This is a genomic window from Arthrobacter sp. ERGS1:01 (assembly GCF_001281315.1).
GTDB lineage: Bacteria > Actinomycetota > Actinomycetes > Actinomycetales > Micrococcaceae > Specibacter.
In genome coordinates, this window is the sequence record NZ_CP012479.1 from 2,270,528 (window position 1) to 2,289,967 (window position 19,440).

Here is a 19,440-nt window from a genome sequence, read left to right on the forward strand (position 1 = left end):
GACCAGCGGGTCCCTCCGGCTACCGGGCGGTTTTCCCGGACCCGTGAATCTGTGCGAAGAACTCCCCCAGCTCGGCCGTTGCCGTGAGTGGCAGGACGTTGGCCACATACTGGTCGGGGCGAACGACGACCACGACGCCGTCGCGGCTCAGCCCGCGCGCCTCGAAGATGTCATTGCCGTCGATGGTCCCATAGACCTTTTCATAGTCGATGAGGGCGAACGGGCCCACGAGGGGCTTGAACGCCGCGGGCACGGCGTTGATGTCGATGTCGTCGAGCCTTTGCTGGTAGATGACCTTGACATCAAACCAGGCATCGGCGTCGAGCTCGTTCGGCGTGGCCGCAAGGGGTGAGTCGGGCGCCGTCGAAATCCACCGGGCGAAGTCGGTCACGGCCGATGCGGCACCGGCTTCGGGACGGTCGGCAAAGACGTAGATGCGCCAGCGGCCGTCGGCCGTGGCATGGTGCCCGAGGTGGATCGGGTTGGTGTCGCAGACGCGGGACGCCAGGGTGGACTTGAAGCGCTTCCCGACCGGGAATCCGGCGGCCAGCTCCTGGTGGGCCGTGGATCCGGTGATGAGCGACGGGGCATACTCGGTCATGAAGCCGGCCGGGAACTCGGCGGTGCGCACATAGAAGTCCTCGAGCTCCGCCGGGTCATCGAACTCCTCGGGCTTCTTGGCCATCATGGTCGACCAGGTCTTGTCGAAGTCGATCAGGTTCTTTGCCACGACCTGGCGCTCGGCCGAGTAGGTGGACAGCAGGGATTCCGGGCTTCGGCCCTCCAGCACGTGGGCCAGTTTCCAGGCGATGTTGAAACCGTCCTGCATGGACACGTTCATGCCCTGGCCGGCCTTGGCGCTGTGCGTGTGGCAGGCGTCGCCGGTGATGAAGACGCGCGGGGTGCGGGTGCCAAGGTCCGCAGGCACGACGTCGTCGAACCTGTCGGTGAGCCGGTGGCCGACCTCGTACACGCTGTGCCAGGCGACGTTGCGCACGTCCAGCGTGTAGGGGTGCAGGATCTGGTTGGCCTGGGCGATGATCTGCTCCATGCTGGTGTTGCGGACCGCGCCCTTGTCATCCTCGGGCACCACGCCCAGATCGACGTACATGCGGAAGAGGTGCCCGCCTTCGCGCGGAATCAGCAGGATGGACCCGCCGTCGTGGGACTGGATGGCGGATTTGGTGCGGATGTCGGGGAAGTCGGTGACGGCCAGGATGTCCATGACGCCCCAGGCGTGGTTCGCCTTGTCGCCGGCCATGGTGCAGCCGATCGCGTCCCGGACCTTGCTGCGCGCACCGTCACAGCCAACGACGTATTTGGCGTGGACGATCTTCTCGGTACCCGCCTCAGGGCCGGCGCTGCGGACCAGCGTGACCTTGACCGGATGGTCCCCTTCGCCGGCAACCTCGAGGGCCTGGAAGTCCCAGCCGTAGTCGGGTGTCGTGCGGGTGGGCGAGTGGGCGGCGACCTCGGCAAAGTAGTCAAGCACGCGCGCCTGGTTGACGATCAGGTGCGGAAATTCACTGATCCCGGTGGTGTCATCCACCGCACGGCCGCCGCGAATGATGTTCCGCGGATTCTCCGTATCCGGCCGCCAGAATGCCATCTCGGTGATCCGGTAGGCCTCGGCGATGATGCGCTCGGCGAACCCGAAGGCTTGGAACGTCTCGACGCTGCGCGCCTGGATGCCATCCGCCTGGCCAATCGCGAGGCGACCGTCCCTGCGCTCCACGATGCGGGTGGTGATGCCGGGGAACTGTGAGAGTTGGGCCGCGGCCAGCATCCCGGCCGGGCCGGAGCCGACAATGAGCACATCCACCTCCCCGGGCAGTTCCTCGGGGCGGTCGATCCCGGTCCCGGCGGCCGGCTGAATGCGGGGATCACCGGATACATATCCGTGGTGGTGGAACTGCACTGGACTCTCCTTACGACATTCCGGACTTTGTTCGTTATATGAACATCAAGTTCTAATAACGCACATTCAGCATAAATGTGCACGGCATCACATGCAATACTTTCCGGCGGGCGCGGCGTGAAACTCCTCAATGTGACCGCTGCAATACAAGTTGACCCGGCGGGGTGAACGGTGGTTCACTAAAATGGTGAACGGCCGTTCACCGCCCTGCCTCGTTCGCTAAGGAATACCGTGCCATCGCATTTGGCCACCGCCGCCACCCCACGTCCCCCCGCTGCGTCGTCCCGCAAGCAAGCCCCTCCCAAACGCACTTCGCTGGTGGTTACGATCCTGTGCCTGGCCGGAACCGTGGTGGCACTGCAGCAAACCATGGTGGTTCCGCTGCTGCCCGATTTCCCCAAGATCCTGGGCACCTCCCCCGACAACGCGTCCTGGCTCGTGACGGTGACCCTGCTGACCAGCGCCATCGCCACCCCCATCGTCTCGAGGCTGGCGGACATGTTCGGCAAGCGACGGATGATGGTGGTCGCCATGGTTGCCATGGTCATCGGCTCCCTGATTGCCGCCCTTGGCGGGACATTGCTGACGCTGCTGATCGGCCGGTCCTTCCAGGGCCTTGCCGCGTCGCTGATCCCGGTCGGCATCAGCATCATGCGTGATGAACTCCCCCGGGAAAAGGTGGCGTCCGCCGTGGCGCTGATGAGCGCAACGCTGGGCATCGGCAGTGCACTGGGACTGCCCATGGCCGGGGTGATCTACGAATCCCTCGGGTGGCAGGCCATCTTCTGGATTTCCGCAGGGATCGGCGTGCTGCTCATCATTGCCGTGCTGGCGGTGGTCCCCGAGTCGTCCGTGCGCACCAAGGGCAAGTTCGACGTCGTCGGTGCAGTGTTGCTGACGGCCGCACTGGTGTCGCTACTCCTGGCCATTTCCAAGGGCGGCGACTGGGGCTGGAGCAGCGAGCCGGTGATCCTGCTGTTCATTGGCACCGCGGTGTTCCTGGCCGCCTGGTTCCCCTATGAACTGCGCGTCAGCCAGCCCATGGTGGACCTGCGCACCTCCGCCCGCAGGCCCGTGCTGCTGACCAACATCGCCTCCATCCTGGTGGGCTTCTCCATGTATGCGAACATGCTCAGCACCACCCAGCAGTTGCAGCTGCCCGCGGTGGGCGGCTACGGATTCGGGCTCAGCGTGGTGGTTGCCGGCCTGTGCATGGTGCCGTCGGGCCTGGCCATGGTGGCCCTGGCACCGGTGTCCGCCGCGATCACCAAAAAGTACGGCGCGAAGGCGACCTTGATTGTGGGATCGGCGGTCCTGGCCGTCGCGTACGTGGCCCGCGTCTTCCTCACCGGCGAGGTGTGGATGGTGATCCTGGGCGCCACCGTGGTCAGCATGGGTACCGCGATTGCCTACGCCGCGATGCCCACACTGATCATGCGTTCGGTGCCGATCACCGAGACGGCCTCGGCCAATGGTTTGAATTCGCTGCTGCGCGCCGTCGGTACCTCCACCATGTCGGCCGTGGTGGCGGCCGTCCTGACATCGGTGGTGGTCCACGTAGGGCCGGTGTCGCTGCCCACCGTGGACGCCTTCCGGGACGTGTTCTGGTACGCGGCGATTGCAGCGCTCCTGTCGATCGGCGTCTCCGTGTTCATTCCGAAGTCGCCCGGCACGCCCGGTCCGGCCGCTGCCGGTGCGGCGGCCGTGAAGCCTGCCGGCTCCGGTGCGGCACCCGCGACGACCCAGGGCGAGCGCACACCGGGCCTTGCCGCGGCCCCCGAAACTGCGGCCGAGGGCGCCGCCGTGGAGCTGCGCAGCGCCACCGAGGACGAGATCGTGGTCAGCGGAACCGTGGTGCGCGGCGATTCGCAGCCCATCCGGCAGGCCGTGGTCAACGCCCTGCACACCAACGGTGAGCCTGCCGACTGGAGCCGGGCGGACAACGACGGGCGCTACTCGCTGGTGCTGCCTGCCCCGGGCCGCTACCTGGTGATTTCCAGCGCAGACGGCTGGTCCCCGACCTCCCAGGTGCTGGAGTTTGCGGATTCCTCCAGCACCCAGCAAATCCGGCTTGCCCAACGGTTGACGCTTTCGGGCAGCGCCCATGCCGCCGGCCGTGCACTTGAGCAGGCGGTGGTCACGCTCATCAAGCCCACGGGCGAGTTCGTGGTCTCCACAGCCACCTCCGCGTCGGGCTACTTCGAGGTGCCGCTGCCCGCGCCGGGACGTTACATCCTCACGTGCCTGGAACCCACGGGCCAACACTCCCAGTCCAAGCCGATCGTCATTACGGCGCACTCCACGGTGGCCGACTTCAACTTCGAGAGCTACGCCAAGCATTCCGACGGCTCCCTGGCGGCCGTGCCGTGAGTGAAGCAAGCACCCGGGACATCATCATTGATGCGGCACGGGAACTCTTTGGCGAACGCGGCTACAGCACCGTCACCATCAAGGATGTGGCCGCCCGTGCCGGCTACTCCCCCGCCATGGTCATGAAGGTCATGGGCAGCAAGGCGCAGCTGTATGCGGCGGCCGCCCCCGAAGTGCCGACGCCGGATTTCCACCCCGGCGAGGGCGAACCCCTCGGCTTCACCCTGGTGCGCCGAATCCTGGCGCGACGCGAAGCGGACGAGTCGGAGCCCTGGGCCAAGGTGTCGTTGCTGGTCCAGGACTCCCCTGACCAGGAGGCGGCCAAAACCGAACTGCGGCACAAGTACGTGTCCTGGGTCGCCCGGCAAATCGAGGACACCAGCCCGGGCCTGCAAAAATCCCAGTTGGCGGTGTGCGTCGTGATGGGCCTGGGGACGGGGCTGCGCACGCTGGGCCTGCTGTCCGAGGAGGAAATGTCCACGGAACAGCTGGTCCAGCAATACGGCGCCCTGATCCAGGGCATCATCGACTGAGCACTTGAAGGATGGGACGCTCCCAAAGTTGAGCGCTCCGGTGGTGTTTTAGGTGGTGGACTTCAACGTCCAGAAGTCGCTGGCCAGCGACGAGCTGAGCAGGTACGCGTAGGGCATGGTGGCATAGCCGGCCATGCCCCAGCCGGTGCCCCAGGAGTTGCGGATGGTGAAGCGCTGGCTGGCGTCGTCGTACCCCACGGCCACCACGCAGTGCCCGCCCAGCACGCTTTCGCCGGCCGCCGGCATGGGGACCACTCCGGTGCTGGCCACCGTGGCGCTCTCGAAGCTGTCGTAGACCGTGAAGCCAAACACGATCGGGAATCCCGAGGCCAGGCATCCCTTCATTTGGCTGAGCGTCTGGCCCACCCGGGAGTAGAGGATGGCGCGCTGCAGTTTGGCCGCCTTGTAGCAGGCCGCCGTCGGCTTGTGCGCGAACTGGGTGATGTCGTAGGGCCACAGGGTCTCGTCGCACACACCCGTGGTGGCGACGGTCTTGATGCCGTCGCGGATCTGCGCACCGGAATCGGACTTGACCGTTCCTTCGATGACACGCTCGTTGTAGTAGATGAAGAGCCGCGACGGTGTGGACGTATCCGCGAGGCCCTCCTTCATGGCGTCGAACTGCACCACCCCGGCCACCCCGTTGCCGGTGCATGAGCCCAGCTGGCCCTGGTCATAGACCGGCGGGCAGGAGCCCCTCAGGTCGATTGACGGCGGCAGTGCCGCCTGCACGGCCGCGGTCGCCGCAAAGTGAAAGTCGCGCTGGTCCGGAAGGTCGGGGACCCATCCGTATCGGGAGTTGGTTCTGGCCATGGTGATATTCCCTCCTCTGCCATGCCGTGGCCCGATGAGACCTCATACAGCATGGATAATGATGAGGCTCCTCCGGCTTGGCCCATGAGTCAAGCACCACTTTTGCCCCCGGCTCCGGCCCGGAAAACCGTCCACGAGCGGTGGGTCCATGCGTCCGACAGGCCCGACGCGGGCGTTGGGCGGATTCGGGGCTCTAGTTTCCCAATTCCACCCGAATGGAGTGATCGTCCGGCAGCACCACCACGGTGCCGGTGCGCAGCGTCCAGCCGTTGTGCAGGAAGAAGTAGTTTCCGCCGCTGACCACCAGCAGGCGCAGCCCTTGGTACTTGTACAGCGGGGCAGCCGCCGTACCCAGGGACGTCTCCGTGACCTGGGGGACGCCGATGGCCAGCCGGGCGTCGCTGTAGACGGCGGCCCGGGGCATCGTCCCCACGTTTTGTTCCACCTGGACGGCCAGGCCACGGCCCACCGCCTGGGCAAAGTCGGCCGTGCCCCAAAACAACAGCAGCGTCACCACGCTGAAAACGAGCACGGATTCCAGGGACCTGTTCTTTAAAGCGGACGGGGCGGTTCCGGACGGGGTGGTTCCGGCTGCGGCGTGGGCGGCCGACGCCGGAACCTGCCGGCGCACGTGGCTGCCCCAGGCGGCCAGCAGCACCCCGGCGGCCATGACATAGGGCAGGAACGATGCATCCGCACCACCTTGGAGGAACGTCGAAGCAAAGGTCACGGTTGCGACGGCGGTTCCCACGGCGATCGCCGCAAGGCCGCAACGCCGCACGGCGTGATGGTGGCGGGCGGCCATCTCCGCACCGGTGACCCAGCGGTCCAGCGCCACCCAGAGGATTGCGGCGGCGGCGAGCAGCACCAACGGCACGAACAGCGACCGGATGCTGCGCAGGACATAGTCCTGCACCGAGTAGCCGAAGAGGCTGACGTCAAGGCCCATGGCCCGGGCCTGGGCGTCCGAGCGTGCCCAGCCAAAGTACACCAGCAGCGCGGTGATGACGGCAAGGGGCGGGCCAAAAGCCGACACCGCCGCGATGGCCTTGGAAAACGCCGAGGTTTCATTGTCCGCCATGACGGCCCGCCTAGGGTGTACCCATGGTGTCCGGCGTCGTCGGTTCGGCGGACGCATCCGAGCTCGTCGACGGTTGACCGGCGGATGCCAGATAGGTGAACGTGGCACTGCCGGGCAGGGCAGCCCCGTCCGGCCCCACGGCCGTCACGGTCACGGGACCGGGCACCGCCGCGGGCGGGGCCGTGAAGTCAAAGTGGTTTTCGGCGAGGCGGCTCACGGGGACGCTTAGGCCGTTCACCAGCACCGAGGTCACGGCCAGGAAACGGCCCATCAACCGCAATTCGGTGCCACCCGGTGCCGGGACCTGGGGGTTGACCGCGCTTGGATCGCCGTTTTGCTCGGTGACCCCGGTCAGCCCCAGCGGGCACGCCGTACCCGTTCCGGGGACGGTCTCCACCGGCGTTCCGGCGTGGGCGAGGTGATAGGCCAGCACCTTGCCCAGAACGGCAAAGGTTGCGGTCTCGAGGCAGCCGGACCCCGAAGGGACGGTGAGGGATTCGACGGCGGCCGATGCCGCGTCCCAGGCGTCGGCGCTGTTGGTGGTCACCGCGATGCACACGTCGAAGGCGGCCGTGACCAGGGTGATAGCGCCGCCGTCCCCGCTGGTATCCACCCCGGGCATCGACTGGCAGTCCTTGGCGACCAGGGGTGCATACCAGCCGTCCGGCGGCGGATCTGCGGGATCGGCCGGACCCGGCGGAACCCAGCCGGGCAGGCCGGCGGCATTTCCCCCGGCGCCGCCCGGGTCTGCCGGGCCGGGCACCACCACTCCCCGATCCGTGGATGCCGTCACGACGCCTTGTCCGGCCTGGTTCGATGCCGACCCCTCGGACTGGACGGAGCATGCCGCCAGCGACAGCAGGGCCAAGCCACCCGCGAGGGCGGTTGCGGCGACAGCTTGAAGTAACTGCTTCGACCTCCGGACCATGTGGGCCTCCCACCGGACAGGTTCAGTATGCGCGCCGCTGCAAGGCTTCGCAACGATCGATTCGTCCGCAATGTAGCTCGTTGGCAGGCCTGGAACGGGCGTTCCGGGGCGGGGAATCAAGGCCTTGGGCCCCACCACCAAGGTTCCGGCCGCTCCAAGGAGTCGATCAGGCGTTGAAGTCCCCGCCGGCGGAGGCAACAATCAGCCGCGTTGAGATATTTGAATCAAATCCGATATCCGCCTGCACAAAGAACGTGATGCCAAGGCCCCAGACCACGGTGTGCGGGGATGAAAGGTGGAAGGTGTTCTGCGCGTCCAGGGAGGAACGGTGCTCGCCGGCGAGATTCAGGTTGTTCAATTCCTCGATCTTTGACGAGCCGTCATAAAAATGCACTTGGCGGATGCTGCAGGAATCGGTCATGAACATCAGGAACAACTTCTGCACCGTGGAGCGCTGGTCCCCGACAATCACGGGAGTGGGCAGCGGAATGTGCAGCCAGCTGGCCTTTCCCGGGATGAATGCCATGTCACCGCCCCAGCCGTAATGGCCCACCCGGGTGAGGTTTTCCGGACTCTCCACGGTTACCGCGTTCCCGTGGACCCAGCTTGCATAAAGTGACATCGCGCACCCCCGTCGAAGCGGCGGCATGCCGTGATGGGCGGGACCGCCAGTGGGATCAGTATGGGCCGGGCAAATTCCGGCGTCAAACACCAAGTTTGAACACCGCCAAATTGGACCACAACTAATTACATTGACCCGATTTCGGCGTAAAATTCGCTCCATCACCGCGCCCAGCAAGCGCTCCGGTACCAGCGGACGGCGCCCCGGATCCACCAGGGACAACCGGCCCGGGAGGCACAGATGTCCAGTGCAGTCATGTCAGCATTCAGCCATCCAAGCCTGGCAATCGCCCTCCTTGACCCAACCCCCACGCCCACACCGTCCGCCCCGACAACCATGCCCGACTCCCTGAGCGCACCGATATCGCTCTGGGCGCTGGCCATCGTGGCCGTGACCATCGTGGCCGTGACCTACTTCGTCCTCCTGGCCGGGAGGGAAGCCACGGCTGGCGCGAAAGCGGCCGCGCCCACCGGCACGGCTGCCGGGGCGGCAGCCCCTCCGGCCGGCGGGGTCACGGCGGCCCATGGCGAGAGTTTCATTCGGAGTTGGATGGCCGTGACCCTGGTGGTGGGGCTGTTGCTGCTGACGGTGCTTTCCTTCGGGATCATGGACACCTCGCTCCGCAGTGCCCTGGTCGGCGGCATTACGGCCTCGGTGGGCGCCGCCATAGCGTTCTATTTCTCCGCAAAGTCGGCCGACGCCGCCCGCCAGGACGTACTGACTGCGGCCAACCAGGCCCGATCCGACATCCTCCAGGCGTCCGTGGGGACCGACACGGTTCCCAACCTCGTCGGGATGAGCCTGGCCGAGGCCAAGTCCGCTCTGGGCACCACGACCTTCAAACTTAATCCGTCCCCCTACCAGGAACCCGATGCGAATCGGGACAGCGTGGTACCCGGGAAGAAGGATTCCGTCACCAAGCAGGATCCCCCGGCAAATTCGGCCGCCCAGATTGGCACAACGGTGACAGTCTTCTTTGACTAGTCCCCACTCACGGCCCACGGCCTTGCGCAAGGCCGGAAGCCAACGCAGGGATTGGGCGGCTACTTCGCCGCAAGCAAGCGCTCAACCCGCGGCTTGACCTCGGTGGCCAGCAACGTAATGGACTCCTTCAGGTGATCGTGCGGCAAGCCGCCAATGTCGGTTTGCAGGAAGTGCCGCACATGCCCGAGGTAGCCGTGCAGGTGGACAATCCGTTCGGCCACTTCGTCGGGGCTTCCCACATAGTAGGCGCCGGGGGCGTCGGCCTGGGCCAGGTAGGCGCCCTTGTCCGGTGCCGGCCAACCGCGCAGGCGCCCCATTTCCACATTGAGGTTGTACCAGCCGGGGTGGAACCGCTCCAGCGCCTCCTTTTTGGTGGGGGCAACAAGGCCCAGCGCCGCGACGGACACCTTGATGTCCTCCCCCGAGTGCCCGGCCTGCGCCGCGGATTGGCGGTACAGCTCCGCCAGCGGGGCGAACCGGTGCGGGGCGCCGCCAATGATGCCGTAGGAGACGGGCAGGCCCAGGCGTCCTGCGCGCGCCGACGACGCCGGGCTGCCGCCGGTGGCGATCCACAGCGGCAACTTTCCGTTGACGGGGCGCGGCACGACGGCCAGGTTGTCAATGTCGGGACGGACGGATCCGCTCCAGCTGACGTTTTCGCCGGCGGCATCGTTGATGGCCATGAGCAGGTCCAGCTTTTCCGAGTACAACTGGTCGTAGTCGCGAAGATCGTAGCCAAAGAGCGGGAACGTCTCCACCGAGGATCCGCGGCCCGCCGTGATTTCAATCCGACCGCCCCCGGAGACGGCGTCGGCCGTGGCAAACTGCTGGAATACCCGCACGGGGTCGTCGGTGCTGATGATGCTTGCGGCACTGCCGAGTTTGATGGTCTTGGTGGCTGCCGCGGCGGCCGCCAGCATGGCGCCGGGCGAGGAGGCGGGCATGGACACGGTATGGTGCTCCCCCACGCCAAAGTAGTCCAGGCCCACGGCGTCGGCGTGGACGATCGCGTCGAAAAGGTTGCGGATGCCCTCCGCCGTGGAACGGGGAGTTCCACCGGGGTTCAGCGGGGTGTCACCAAAGCTGTATGCGCCAATTTCCACTGCTGCCTCCAAGACTCGAAAAGTATGTTGCACTACAGATCGTATTTCACGCAGATCATCTATGCAACCGCGGAAGATTTGGGTCGCGTTACGGCTCTGGCGGACCGGCGCGATCAAGGCGGATGATGGAAGCCAACACCGGAACGAGCTGTGAAGTGGGTAGCGCGCATGGGAAATGAACTGGTCCTGGTCACTGGCGGCTCGGGGTTTCTTGGCGCCCACTGCATTGTGCGGCTCCTCGCGGACGGCTATCGGGTCAGGACCACCATCCGCTCCCTTGACCGGGCGGAGGAGGTGAGGGCGCTGGTCCGGCGCGGTGGCGGCGCCCCGTCCGCCAACCTCTCCTTTGTTGCGGCCGAGCTGACCGACGACGCCGGCTGGCCGGCCGCCGTCGACGGCGTGGACTATGTTCTCCACACGGCCTCTCCGTTTCCGCCCACCATGCCCAAAGACGAGGACGAGCTGATTGTTCCGGCCCGGGAAGGAACCCTGCGGGTGCTTGGTGCCGCGCGGGCGGCGAACGTGCGGCGGGTGGTGGTGACGTCGTCGTTCGCGGCGATCGGCTACGGCGGGCCCGATCGCGACCGGCCCTACACGGAGGAGGACTGGACCAACCCGGACTCCCCCGTCAGCGCCTACATCAAGTCCAAGACGCTGGCGGAGCGCGCAGCGTGGGATTTCATGGACGACGGCGACGGCTCGGGCTCCGCGATGGAGTTGGCCGTGGTGAACCCGGTGGGGATTTTTGGGCCGGCCCTGGGGCCCAGGCTTTCCAGCTCGGTCCAAATTGTCCAGCGCTTCATGAACGGCGACGTTCCGGGACTGCCAAAGGTGTCCTCGGGGATCGTGGACGTCCGGGATGTGGCGTCGTTGCACGTGCTGGCCATGGTCAGCACGGAGGCAGCGGGGCAGCGTTTCCTGGCCTCGGCCGGGGACTCCATGTCCATGGCCGAGATCGCCCGCACGCTCCGCGACCGGCTGGGCACCGACGCCGCCAAGGTGCCCACCCGGGTCCTGCCGGACCTGCTGGTGCGCGCGGTGGCCATCTTCAACAAGTCGCTGGCCGAAGAGGTGGTGCCCAGGCTCGGCGAGGTCAAGCACCTCTCCAACGAAAAGGCGCGCCGGGTCCTGGGATGGGCGCCGCTCTCGAACGAGGACGCACTGGTGGCGACGGCGCAAAGCCTGCTGGATTTGGGACTTGTTGGCACGGGCGGAACCAAGTAGGCGCCCGCCCGCCGGGCAGGCGCCTACCTCGTTCCGGTCCCCAACGCCGCTAGTACTGGGCGGTTCTAGTCCTGGATGATGCTGAAGATATTGCCGGACGGATCCGCGAACCAGGCGATCAGCGGGCCTCCGCCACGGAATATCCCCAGGGCGTCCGTCTCCATGGGGGTTCCGTCGTAATGCTTGAACTCCACCCCTTCATGGGTGAGGGCTCCCACCGCCGCCTCGATGTCGTGGACGGGAAAGTTGAGCACTGTGAACGACGCCGGCTGATGGGCCTCGCCCTTCGGGTAGACAATTACCCGTCCGCCGCCGCCCAGGTGCAGGGTGAGCATGCCGTTGTCCTCGGTCACGTCAAGGCCAAGCGACTCGGCATAAAATGTGTGCGCCTCGTCCGTGTCCGAGACCGAAAACCCGCTAAACGCCTTGCTGTTTTCCAAGTTGAATGGCTTGCCGTTGTCCAACACGAGTACCTCCACGCTTGAGCTCATAGTTGCCGGGCTTTGCCCACTTCAAGGCTAAACCCCCACCCGCGGACTGGGTAGGGGTTGGCGTGCGATCCGGTCTGGAACGCTTAAGGATTGTTGTTGCTGCTGCCCGAGTCCGGGGCCGGTGTCGACTGGCTTCCCGAATTGGGTCCGGTACCGAAGTTGTTGCGGTAGTGGCCGCCCCTGAACTGGCCGTTGGCAAAGCCGTGGTGGCCGGCACCTCCCTCGCCGATCCCGTAGCCGATGGCGCCTCCCCCGGCCCCTGCGAGCAGCACGGCGATAGCGCCGGCAACCACCACCTTGGGGATGGTCCACCACCCCTTCCTGGCCTTCGTCTTCGGCGCTCCGTGGGGCGTGTGCTGGGAATGCGGCACCGGCGGGGCCATGTACTGGGGAGCGGGGTATTGCGGGGCCGGCTGGGCGGGATAGGGCTGTGTTGGTGTTGCTTGTGGCTGCATAGGAAGGGAGCCGTCGGGAACGGGCGCTCCGCCACCGGCCGCTTCCGGGGCGCCGTCACCGTTGTTGATGCTGTTTTCGTTCACCGAAGGTCTCCTCGTTTTACTGCTGCGGTTGTGCTTGCTTTTTCAGTAAACGTGGATTCCCTGTATCGGCACTGCACACACATCGAGTGTCTGCTGTGAGAACCGGCCATGGCCCGTGCATGCCACACGGCGGGATTTTTGGGACTTTCGGGACAATCTGAAATTGCCAGCTTCTTTTCAGACACTTTCTCATGGGCGGATATATAGTGCAGTTATCGGCTCAAGGAGGTTCCCGCAATGATTACATTTGACCATGTCGCAAAGGGCATGTTGGTGGTTGACTCGGATGGACACGAGATCGGCAAGGTGAGCCATGTGGAACCCGCCAACGAGAAGATCGCCGACTTTGAGCTGGCGGCCAGCGCGTCCACCCAGGACCCCATCAACCTCATGCTGACAGCCATTTTTGGTGTCACCCCCCGCGTTCCCAAGGAAATGTCGGCCCGGCTGTTCCGTTCGGGCTTCGTGAAGATTTCCGGCCATGGCCTGTGGTCGGGCAGTAGGTTTGCCAGCCTGGACACCGTGGACCACGTCGACGACCGGCACATCTATCTCAGCCGCACCGCCCACCAGCTCGACGCACTTTAGGGCCTCGGTATTTTAGGGGCCAATGTTTTAGCGCACCGGTGTTTTAGGACGTCAGGTCACGGCTAGTGGGGCTCGGATATTCCGGCGTCGAGCCCCAACCTCCGCCGCCGCTGCCGGGCGGATGTTTCGCTGGGACCCATTTTCCCCAATCCCAGATGCACGACGCCGAGCACGGCCCTGGCGCTGGTCCGAACCGGAAGCGGTATGGGCCCCAGCTGCGGGCTCTCAAGCATGAGCAGGGCCCGATATTCGGGGGCCAGGGTGGCGACGGCGGCGGCAAAAAGGACCCTGTAGCCCGCCTGCTGCGAGCGCGGCAGCGGCGGGTTCCGCAGGAAGGCGACGGTGTCGGCCACGCGCTGGTCGTAGCGGAGGGCCGGGGCGAAAACGGCCAGTTGATCGCGCAATGCCTGTGCGGTCAGGGGCGGGTCCACAACCCCCATCAGGTGCCCGGCCACGGCCCAGTCGGCCACATAAGCGTCCGCCCCTCCGGGAATCGGGCTACCGAGGGCGAGGTGGGAGGCGAGGAATGCCTCGGTGAAGGCCAGATGCACCCAGCGCAGCAGGTCCGGATCGTTGGCGGTATAGGGAATGCCGGTGCCGTCGTTGGCTGTATAGCTTCCCTTGACGAAGGTGTGGATGGCCAGGACCTTGTTCGAGGCCTTCTGCGCCGCCGCGGTGTCCCCGAAGGTAACGGTGAAGATCCAACGGATGGTTCCCGCCAGCCGCGCCAGCGGGTCTCCCTTGTAGTCGGAGTGGTCGTGGACGCCGGCCATGGCGCCCGGGTGTAGTGCCTGGATGAGCAGGGCCTGGATGCCGGCCACCACCGGCGTCATTGACCCGTGAACCGCCCAGGCGGCCGATCCGGGACCAAAGTAGCCGCCGTCGTCGCCCTTGGCAAGGTCCAGTTCCCACTGGGGGACGGTGGGGGAATTGGCGCTGAACGTGCCACGCAGCTCACGCCGCCACCGCTGGAGGATGTTCTCCACCTATCCGCCCTACTGCTGTCCGGGGCGGCTGCGCACCGGCGGCACGGCAGTGCCAAACACGGGGGCCGGAAGCGGGCGCTTGGCCTGGAATCCGTCGCTGTGGGACCGGTTCCTGATGCCCTGGAGCACCCACGGCACAAAGTACTCCCTGGCCCAGAGGAGATCTCCGGCACGGGCTTGCCGCCAGCCCTGGGCCGGCAGCGGCTTTGGCGTCAAGGGCTGGAGTCCGTGCGGGACGTTGAGGGTGTCCAGCACCATGGCTGCTACCGCATGGTGTCCCAGAGCTGAGGGGTGCAGCCTGTCCGCGCTCCACATGCGGCTGTCGTGGAGTTCGGTCAGCGCCCACAGATCGGCGACCACGGCGTCGTGCCGTTCAGCGATGCTGCGGACGTTTTCGTTGAAGATGGCGATCTTGGTCCGGAACTGCCCCATCACGGTGGAGCGGCCGGAGTCAGGGCCCACGAAGATCACCACTGTCGCGTCGAGGGACCGCAGTTCGATGACGGCCTGTTCCATGACGGCGGCCAGCTTGTCGGGGTCGGCGCCGGGGTGCAGGAGGTCGTTGCCGCCTGCCTGGATCGAGACCAGGTCCGGGTGCAGGGAGATGGCCTGGGGCAGCTGGGTGTCCACGACCTGGCGCAGCAGCATGCCGCGGACCGCCAGGTTGGCATACGCGAAGTCGCCCTGGCCGGTGCTCAGTTCCTCCGCCACCCGGTCGGCCCAGCCACGGAATTCGTGGGGTCCGTCCGGCTGCGGATCGCCGAGCCCCTCGGTGAACGAGTCGCCCAGGGCCACAAACCGGTGCCAGGGGTGCCGGCCGGTCCGGTACGGGGCCTGGGCGGGTTCCCCGCCGACCCCCGTGCTTTCTTGATATCCCATGGCCCCATCCTGCACCCAAATGGCCGTTTTAAGTCAACCGGGCGGGGTAATTTGCCCAGGGCCGCAGACGTGGCCGCCCACACAGTTTAAGCTGGGCACATGTCATCATTTAGCGTCGCACGCAGCGCCCTTATCCCGGCCTCCGCCGAAGAGATCTTTCCCCTGGTGAACAGCTTCCGGGAATGGACAAAATGGTCGCCCTGGGAAAACATCGACCCCTCCATGCAACGCACGTACAACGGCCCCGTCACCGGCGTGGGCGCACAGTATGCGTGGAAGGGCAACGGCAAGGCCGGCGCCGGCACCATGGAAATCGTGGAAGCCGACGAGCCGGCCAAGATCGGCATCCGGCTCGAATTTACCAAGCCCATGAAGGCCGTCAATCCCACGACGTTCACCTTTGCCCCTGAAGGCGCCGGCACCCGGGTCACCTGGAGCATGACCGGTGAGAGCAAGGGCATCAACCGGGTCTTCATGCTGTTCATGAACATGGACAAGTTGGTGGGCGGCGATTTTGAAAAGGGGCTCGCCGCCCTGGGCAAGGCTGTGGGCGAACAGGCCTAGGAGGCCCGTAAGCCCAGCAGTTCGTCCATGCGCTCGTAGCCTTCCCGCACGCCCCTTTCCATGCCGGACGCCACCATGCCGTCCCGATCCTCCTGGGACTGGAACACGCTGTGGGAGCGGATGCGGGTGCGCCCGCCAAGGTCTTCCAACTCCACCCGTTCCAGGCTGGTGTGGCCCGGGAAGCCGTCAAATTCGAAGGTCCGCACGATGCCCTGGTTGGGAACGACGTCGTGGAAGACGCCGCGGAAGCCGTAAACGTTCCCTTCCGGATCCGTGTGGGTGAAGGCCCAGGTGCCGCCAATCTTGGGATCCCAGGAGTCGATCTTCATGGTCAGCTCCCGGGGACCCACCCACTGGGCCACGAGCGCCGGATCGGTGTGGGCGCGGAAGACGTCGGCCACGGGGGCGTCCACCTCCCGCACCATGTCCACAAAGGGCACACCGGGTTCGGCGGTGATAACAAGGGCATTGAACGTGCTCATGACTGTTCCTCGTTTCGTGTTTGAGTATTCCGTGTTTGCGTAGTGGCGGTGGACATGCCGGCCAGCAGGGCGTCCAATTGCCGGAACCGGGCTTCGGCCGCGAGCCGGTACCCGTCGATCCAGGAGGTGAGTTCCTCCAGGGCCGCCGGCGCCAGGTGGCAGGGGCGGCGCTGGCCGTCGCGGGTTCGGGTGATGAGCCCGGCGTGTTCAAGCACCTGGATGTGTTTGGAGATCGCCTGTTTGGTCAGCTCAAACGGTTCGGCCAGTTCATTGACAGTGGCCGAGCTGCGGGAGAGCCGGGCAATCAGGCTCCGGCGAACAGGATCGGCCAGGGCCATGAAGGCCATGTTCAGCCGCTCGTCCACCGCACCCTGGTCCTGCATGATCACTCCGCCTCAATCAACTGATTCATTAGTCAATCAGCCCATTAATCAACCAACTCGTTTATCAACCAACTGGTTGACTCTTTAAAAGTAACCCCGCAGCGTCGGGCCGTCAAGAGTTTTGGATAAGCTTTCGCGGCACGTACCTGCCAGAAGGCTAAGCGGCTTTGATCACCGTGAAGCGGACCAGGATCGCCTCGGTGGAATCGGAGACGGCGAAGTGGGGGTCGGGCATCTCGGCCCGGAATTCGGCACTGTGCCAGAAGTCCTCATGGCCCGATCGCCACTCGGCCACGGATTCGTAGCCTTCGCCCTCGTCCACGGCGTGCGCCAGGTCGACGGCGGCCAGCGGCACCACCCGGACGTCGACAACCTCGGTGATGCACACGGCCCGCCCCAGGGAATCAATGACGGCGCCGCGTTGGCCAACCTCGGGAAGGGCCGCCCCCTCCAGCTGGTATTCGATGACCAGGGACGTGGTGCTGATTTTCTTCCCCGCCAGGATGGCACCGACCAGGGCGTCCCGGAGTGGTCCGGGAAACGCGTACTCCTCGATGGGCAGGCCGGCTACGTCCTCGTCCGAAAGCATAGGGCCCAGTCTAGGCCCGGCGCCGGTCCCGTCACTGGGCCCTCAAGTACCGGGGCCCCGCTAGCCGAGGCCGCGAACCACCACGGCGTCAAAGGCCCGGTCCGGAAGGATCCGCCGCAGGACCAGGATCGGCCGCGCCCCGAACCCGGCAACATACCGCGCTTTGGGCCGGCGCGCAGTGGCCGCGGCAAGGATTGGCGCGGCAATGACCGAGGGATCGGATGCGCGGGTATGGGCCATGCCCGAGGTGAGCGTGGCCGCGAACTTCCGCGCCGCCGTCGCATAGACCCCTTGGCCGGAAGTTTCCAGCAGGTGGTCGGCGGCAATGCCTCCCCATTCGGTCTTGATGGCGCCGGGTTCGATCACGACGACGTCGATCCCGAACGGCTTCAGTTCGACCCGGAGGGCGTCGCTCATGCCCTCGAGGGCGAACTTGGTGCCGTGGTACCAGGCCCCGAATGGGGTGGCGATCTTCCCGCCCATGGACGTGACGTTGATGATGCGGCCCGCACCTTGGCGCCGCATCAGCGGAATGACCAGCTGGGTGAGCCGCATGACGCCGAACACGTTGACGTCGAACTGCCGCCGGCCCTCCTCCAAGGGGACTTCTTCGACCGAACCGTACGACCCATAACCGGCATTGTTGACCAGCACGTCGAGCCGGCCGGCGTCCTGCTCGATCAGCGCCACGGCCGCGCTGACCGACGCGTCATCCGTCACATCGAGGGACAGCACCTTGATGCCCTGGACTCGCAGGACTTCCATGCGCTCGGTGCGCCGCGCCCCCGCATAGACGGTGAAACCCTGCTTCTTCAACTCGATTGCCGCGGCCTGGCCAATTCCTGACGATGCGCCCGTGACGAACGCTACTTTCTCGGACATGCGTGTACTCCTGGAGTGTTGGTGGGATCGGTCGCGTCCGTGAACCTAACCGACGTTCCTGCGAATTGCCCGGCTAGTGGTGGAACGCCACGCGTGCCTGCGCGGCACCGGAGAGCCTGTCCACCGACTTGGCAAGATCAGCCAGGAACATGGCGGCCAGGTCGAAGGTGAAGCCGTTGCGCACCACCACCCGCAGCACGTCGACGTCGGCCATGCCCTCGGGCATCGGATAGGCCGGCACGATCCAGCCGTAGCTGCGCAGTTCGTGCGAGAGGTCGTAGACCGTGTAGCCGTCCGGCTTCGTCAGGCTGAACGCCAGCACCGGAAGCTCCTCCCCGTGGCTGAGGAGCGTGAACGGGCCAAGCCGCCCCACGCCGTCGGCGATGGTACGGGCAATGTCGCGTGAGTGCTGCTGGATGCTCCGGAACCCTTCAAAGCCATACCGGACAAGCGTGTAGTACTGGGCGATGACCTGGGCGGCCGGGCGGGAGAAGTTCAGCGCGAAGGTGGGCATGGAGCCGCCCAGGTAGTCGACGCTGAAGATCAGGTCCTTGGGCAGATCGGCCTCGCTGCGCCACAGCACCCAGCCCACCCCGGGGTAGACCAGTCCGTATTTGTGGCCGGAGGCGTTGATGGACCTCACCCGGTCCAGGCGGAAGTCCCATTTCAGCTCCCGGTCAAGGAACGGGGCAATGAAACCCCCGGACGCCGCATCAACGTGGACGGGCACGTCCAGCCCGGTGTCCGCCTGCAGGGCATCCAACGCCGCGGCGATTTCCGCAACCGGCTCGTAGGATCCGTCGAAGGTGGAGCCGAGCACGGCCACCACGCCAATGGTGTTTTCATCGCAGGCGGCGGCCGCCTGGGCGGCGGTCAGGTGCGTGGCACCGTCGAGCGGCACCAGCCTGGCCTCGACATCCCAGTAGCGGGCAAACTTCTCCCAGCACACCTGCACGTTGGCGCCCATCACCAGATTGGGCTTGCCGGCGTCCAGGCCGGCAGCCTCCCGCCGGGCCCGCCAGCGCCACTTCAACGCCATCCCGGCCAGCATGGCGGCCTCCGAGGAGCCCGTGGTGGAACAACCCACGGCGTCCGCCCCTCCCGTGGGGGTGGGTGCATTCCAAAGATCGGCCAGGATATTCACGCAGCGCCGTTCAATCTCGGCCGACTGCGGATACTCGTCCTTGTCGATGATGTTCTTCTCCAGCGACGCCCTGATCAGCGTCGTCGCCTGCGGCTCCATCCAGGTCGTGACAAAGGTGGCAAGGTTCTGCCGCGCATTCCCGTCGAGCATGAGCTCATCCTGGATGAACCTCATGGCCGCGTCGGCGTCCTGGCTTCCCCGCGGCAGCCGGTGCTTGGGGATCGTCCCCACTCCGCCGTCAAACGCGGAGTCCACAATGTCGGCGTCGGACCGGGGATGGTGTTTGTGCAGGCTCATGGATGACTCCCTTGCATAGGCGATCTACTCCGTAGTAACG

Annotated in this window: 21 protein-coding genes; 6 read left to right on the forward strand and 15 right to left on the reverse strand. The window is 65.9% G+C overall.

Annotated elements, in window-relative coordinates; all coding sequences use genetic code 11:
• Window positions 1-19: 19 nt before the first annotated feature.
• Window positions 20-1,918 carry an FAD-binding monooxygenase gene (locus AL755_RS14220; protein ID WP_054011572.1) on the reverse strand — a complete coding sequence of 633 codons (1,899 nt, stop codon included), beginning with the start codon at window positions 1,916-1,918 and terminating at the stop codon, window positions 20-22.
• Window positions 1,919-2,149: 231 nt separating this feature from the next.
• On the opposite strand from AL755_RS14220, the gene AL755_RS14225 reads away from it, so the two are divergent.
• Entirely contained in the window at window positions 2,150-4,288 is a 2,139-nt protein-coding gene (locus tag AL755_RS14225; RefSeq protein ID WP_237762488.1) for an MFS transporter, read from the forward strand.
• Window positions 4,285-4,821 carry a TetR/AcrR family transcriptional regulator gene (locus AL755_RS14230; RefSeq protein ID WP_054011574.1) on the forward strand — a complete coding sequence of 179 codons (537 nt, stop codon included), beginning with the start codon at window positions 4,285-4,287 and terminating at the stop codon, window positions 4,819-4,821. Before AL755_RS14225 ends, AL755_RS14230 begins: the two co-directional genes overlap by 4 nt.
• A 48-nt stretch (window positions 4,822-4,869) precedes the next feature.
• Here AL755_RS14230 and AL755_RS14235 read toward each other — a convergent pair whose 3' ends face one another.
• From AL755_RS14235 to AL755_RS14250, 4 genes are all read right to left on the reverse strand, one after another.
• A complete protein-coding gene (locus tag AL755_RS14235) occupies window positions 4,870-5,634 on the reverse strand; it encodes a C1 family peptidase (protein WP_054011575.1) in 765 nt (254 codons plus the stop codon).
• A 193-nt stretch (window positions 5,635-5,827) separates the two neighbouring features.
• Window positions 5,828-6,715 (reverse strand): hypothetical protein, encoded by an 888-nt coding sequence (locus tag AL755_RS14240; RefSeq protein ID WP_054011576.1) that lies wholly within the window; start codon window positions 6,713-6,715, stop codon window positions 5,828-5,830.
• Between the two features lie 10 nt (window positions 6,716-6,725).
• Window positions 6,726-7,643 carry a hypothetical protein gene (locus AL755_RS14245; protein ID WP_150117129.1) on the reverse strand — a complete coding sequence of 306 codons (918 nt, stop codon included), beginning with the start codon at window positions 7,641-7,643 and terminating at the stop codon, window positions 6,726-6,728.
• A gap of 166 nt (window positions 7,644-7,809) precedes the next feature.
• Window positions 7,810-8,265 (reverse strand): DUF6623 family protein, encoded by a 456-nt coding sequence (locus AL755_RS14250; protein WP_054011578.1) that lies wholly within the window; start codon window positions 8,263-8,265, stop codon window positions 7,810-7,812.
• A gap of 240 nt (window positions 8,266-8,505) precedes the next feature.
• Here AL755_RS14250 and AL755_RS14255 point away from each other — a divergent pair, with 240 nt between their 5' ends.
• Window positions 8,506-9,249, forward strand: a complete 744-nt coding sequence (locus AL755_RS14255) for a PASTA domain-containing protein (protein ID WP_054011579.1) — start codon at window positions 8,506-8,508, stop codon at window positions 9,247-9,249.
• Window positions 9,250-9,308: 59 nt separating this feature from the next.
• Here AL755_RS14255 and AL755_RS14260 read toward each other — a convergent pair whose 3' ends face one another.
• On the reverse strand, window positions 9,309-10,352 hold the full coding sequence (locus AL755_RS14260) for an LLM class flavin-dependent oxidoreductase (protein ID WP_054011580.1): 1,044 nt from the start codon (window positions 10,350-10,352) through the stop codon (window positions 9,309-9,311).
• Between the two features lie 168 nt (window positions 10,353-10,520).
• Between AL755_RS14260 and AL755_RS14265 the strand changes: the two genes are divergently transcribed.
• A complete protein-coding gene (locus AL755_RS14265) occupies window positions 10,521-11,576 on the forward strand; it encodes an SDR family oxidoreductase (RefSeq protein ID WP_054013075.1) in 1,056 nt (351 codons plus the stop codon).
• Between the two features lie 65 nt (window positions 11,577-11,641).
• On the opposite strand, the gene AL755_RS14270 is transcribed toward AL755_RS14265, so the two are convergent.
• Complete coding sequence (locus tag AL755_RS14270) at window positions 11,642-12,067, reverse strand: VOC family protein (RefSeq protein ID WP_054011581.1); 426 nt, start codon at window positions 12,065-12,067, stop codon at window positions 11,642-11,644.
• An 83-nt stretch (window positions 12,068-12,150) separates the two neighbouring features.
• Entirely contained in the window at window positions 12,151-12,606 is a 456-nt protein-coding gene (locus tag AL755_RS14275) for a hypothetical protein (protein ID WP_054011582.1), read from the reverse strand.
• 237 nt (window positions 12,607-12,843) lie between these two features.
• Here AL755_RS14275 and AL755_RS14280 point away from each other — a divergent pair, with 237 nt between their 5' ends.
• The gene (locus AL755_RS14280) at window positions 12,844-13,194 is read left to right on the forward strand and encodes a hypothetical protein (RefSeq protein ID WP_054011583.1); all 351 of its coding nucleotides are present in this window, start codon (window positions 12,844-12,846) and stop codon (window positions 13,192-13,194) included.
• 62 nt (window positions 13,195-13,256) lie between these two features.
• On the opposite strand, the gene AL755_RS14285 is transcribed toward AL755_RS14280, so the two are convergent.
• Both AL755_RS14285 and AL755_RS14290 read right to left on the reverse strand, forming a co-directional pair.
• Window positions 13,257-14,180: an oxygenase MpaB family protein gene (locus AL755_RS14285; RefSeq protein ID WP_054011584.1), complete on the reverse strand. Its 924-nt coding sequence runs from the start codon at window positions 14,178-14,180 to the stop codon at window positions 13,257-13,259.
• Between the two features lie 9 nt (window positions 14,181-14,189).
• Window positions 14,190-15,059 (reverse strand): SGNH/GDSL hydrolase family protein, encoded by an 870-nt coding sequence (locus AL755_RS14290; RefSeq protein WP_054011585.1) that lies wholly within the window; start codon window positions 15,057-15,059, stop codon window positions 14,190-14,192.
• A 99-nt stretch (window positions 15,060-15,158) separates the two neighbouring features.
• Here AL755_RS14290 and AL755_RS14295 point away from each other — a divergent pair, with 99 nt between their 5' ends.
• On the forward strand, window positions 15,159-15,623 hold the full coding sequence (locus tag AL755_RS14295; RefSeq protein ID WP_054011586.1) for an SRPBCC family protein: 465 nt from the start codon (window positions 15,159-15,161) through the stop codon (window positions 15,621-15,623).
• On the opposite strand, the gene AL755_RS14300 is transcribed toward AL755_RS14295, so the two are convergent.
• The 5 genes from AL755_RS14300 to AL755_RS14320 all read right to left on the reverse strand — a co-directional run bounded on the left by AL755_RS14300 (window position 15,620) and on the right by AL755_RS14320 (window position 19,400).
• Window positions 15,620-16,105: an SRPBCC family protein gene (locus AL755_RS14300; RefSeq protein ID WP_054011587.1), complete on the reverse strand. Its 486-nt coding sequence runs from the start codon at window positions 16,103-16,105 to the stop codon at window positions 15,620-15,622. The two genes, AL755_RS14295 and AL755_RS14300, sit on opposite strands and share 4 nt — an antisense overlap.
• Window positions 16,102-16,488, reverse strand: a complete 387-nt coding sequence (locus tag AL755_RS14305; RefSeq protein WP_054013076.1) for an ArsR/SmtB family transcription factor — start codon at window positions 16,486-16,488, stop codon at window positions 16,102-16,104. Before AL755_RS14305 ends, AL755_RS14300 begins: the two co-directional genes overlap by 4 nt.
• Before the next feature lie 157 nt (window positions 16,489-16,645).
• Window positions 16,646-17,077, reverse strand: coding sequence for an ASCH domain-containing protein (locus AL755_RS14310; RefSeq protein WP_054011588.1), 432 nt, complete (start codon window positions 17,075-17,077; stop codon window positions 16,646-16,648).
• Window positions 17,078-17,137: 60 nt separating this feature from the next.
• Window positions 17,138-17,959: an oxidoreductase gene (locus AL755_RS14315; RefSeq protein WP_054011589.1), complete on the reverse strand. Its 822-nt coding sequence runs from the start codon at window positions 17,957-17,959 to the stop codon at window positions 17,138-17,140.
• Between the two features lie 73 nt (window positions 17,960-18,032).
• A complete protein-coding gene (locus tag AL755_RS14320; protein WP_054011590.1) occupies window positions 18,033-19,400 on the reverse strand; it encodes a glutamate decarboxylase in 1,368 nt (455 codons plus the stop codon).
• Window positions 19,401-19,440 lie beyond the last annotated feature (40 nt).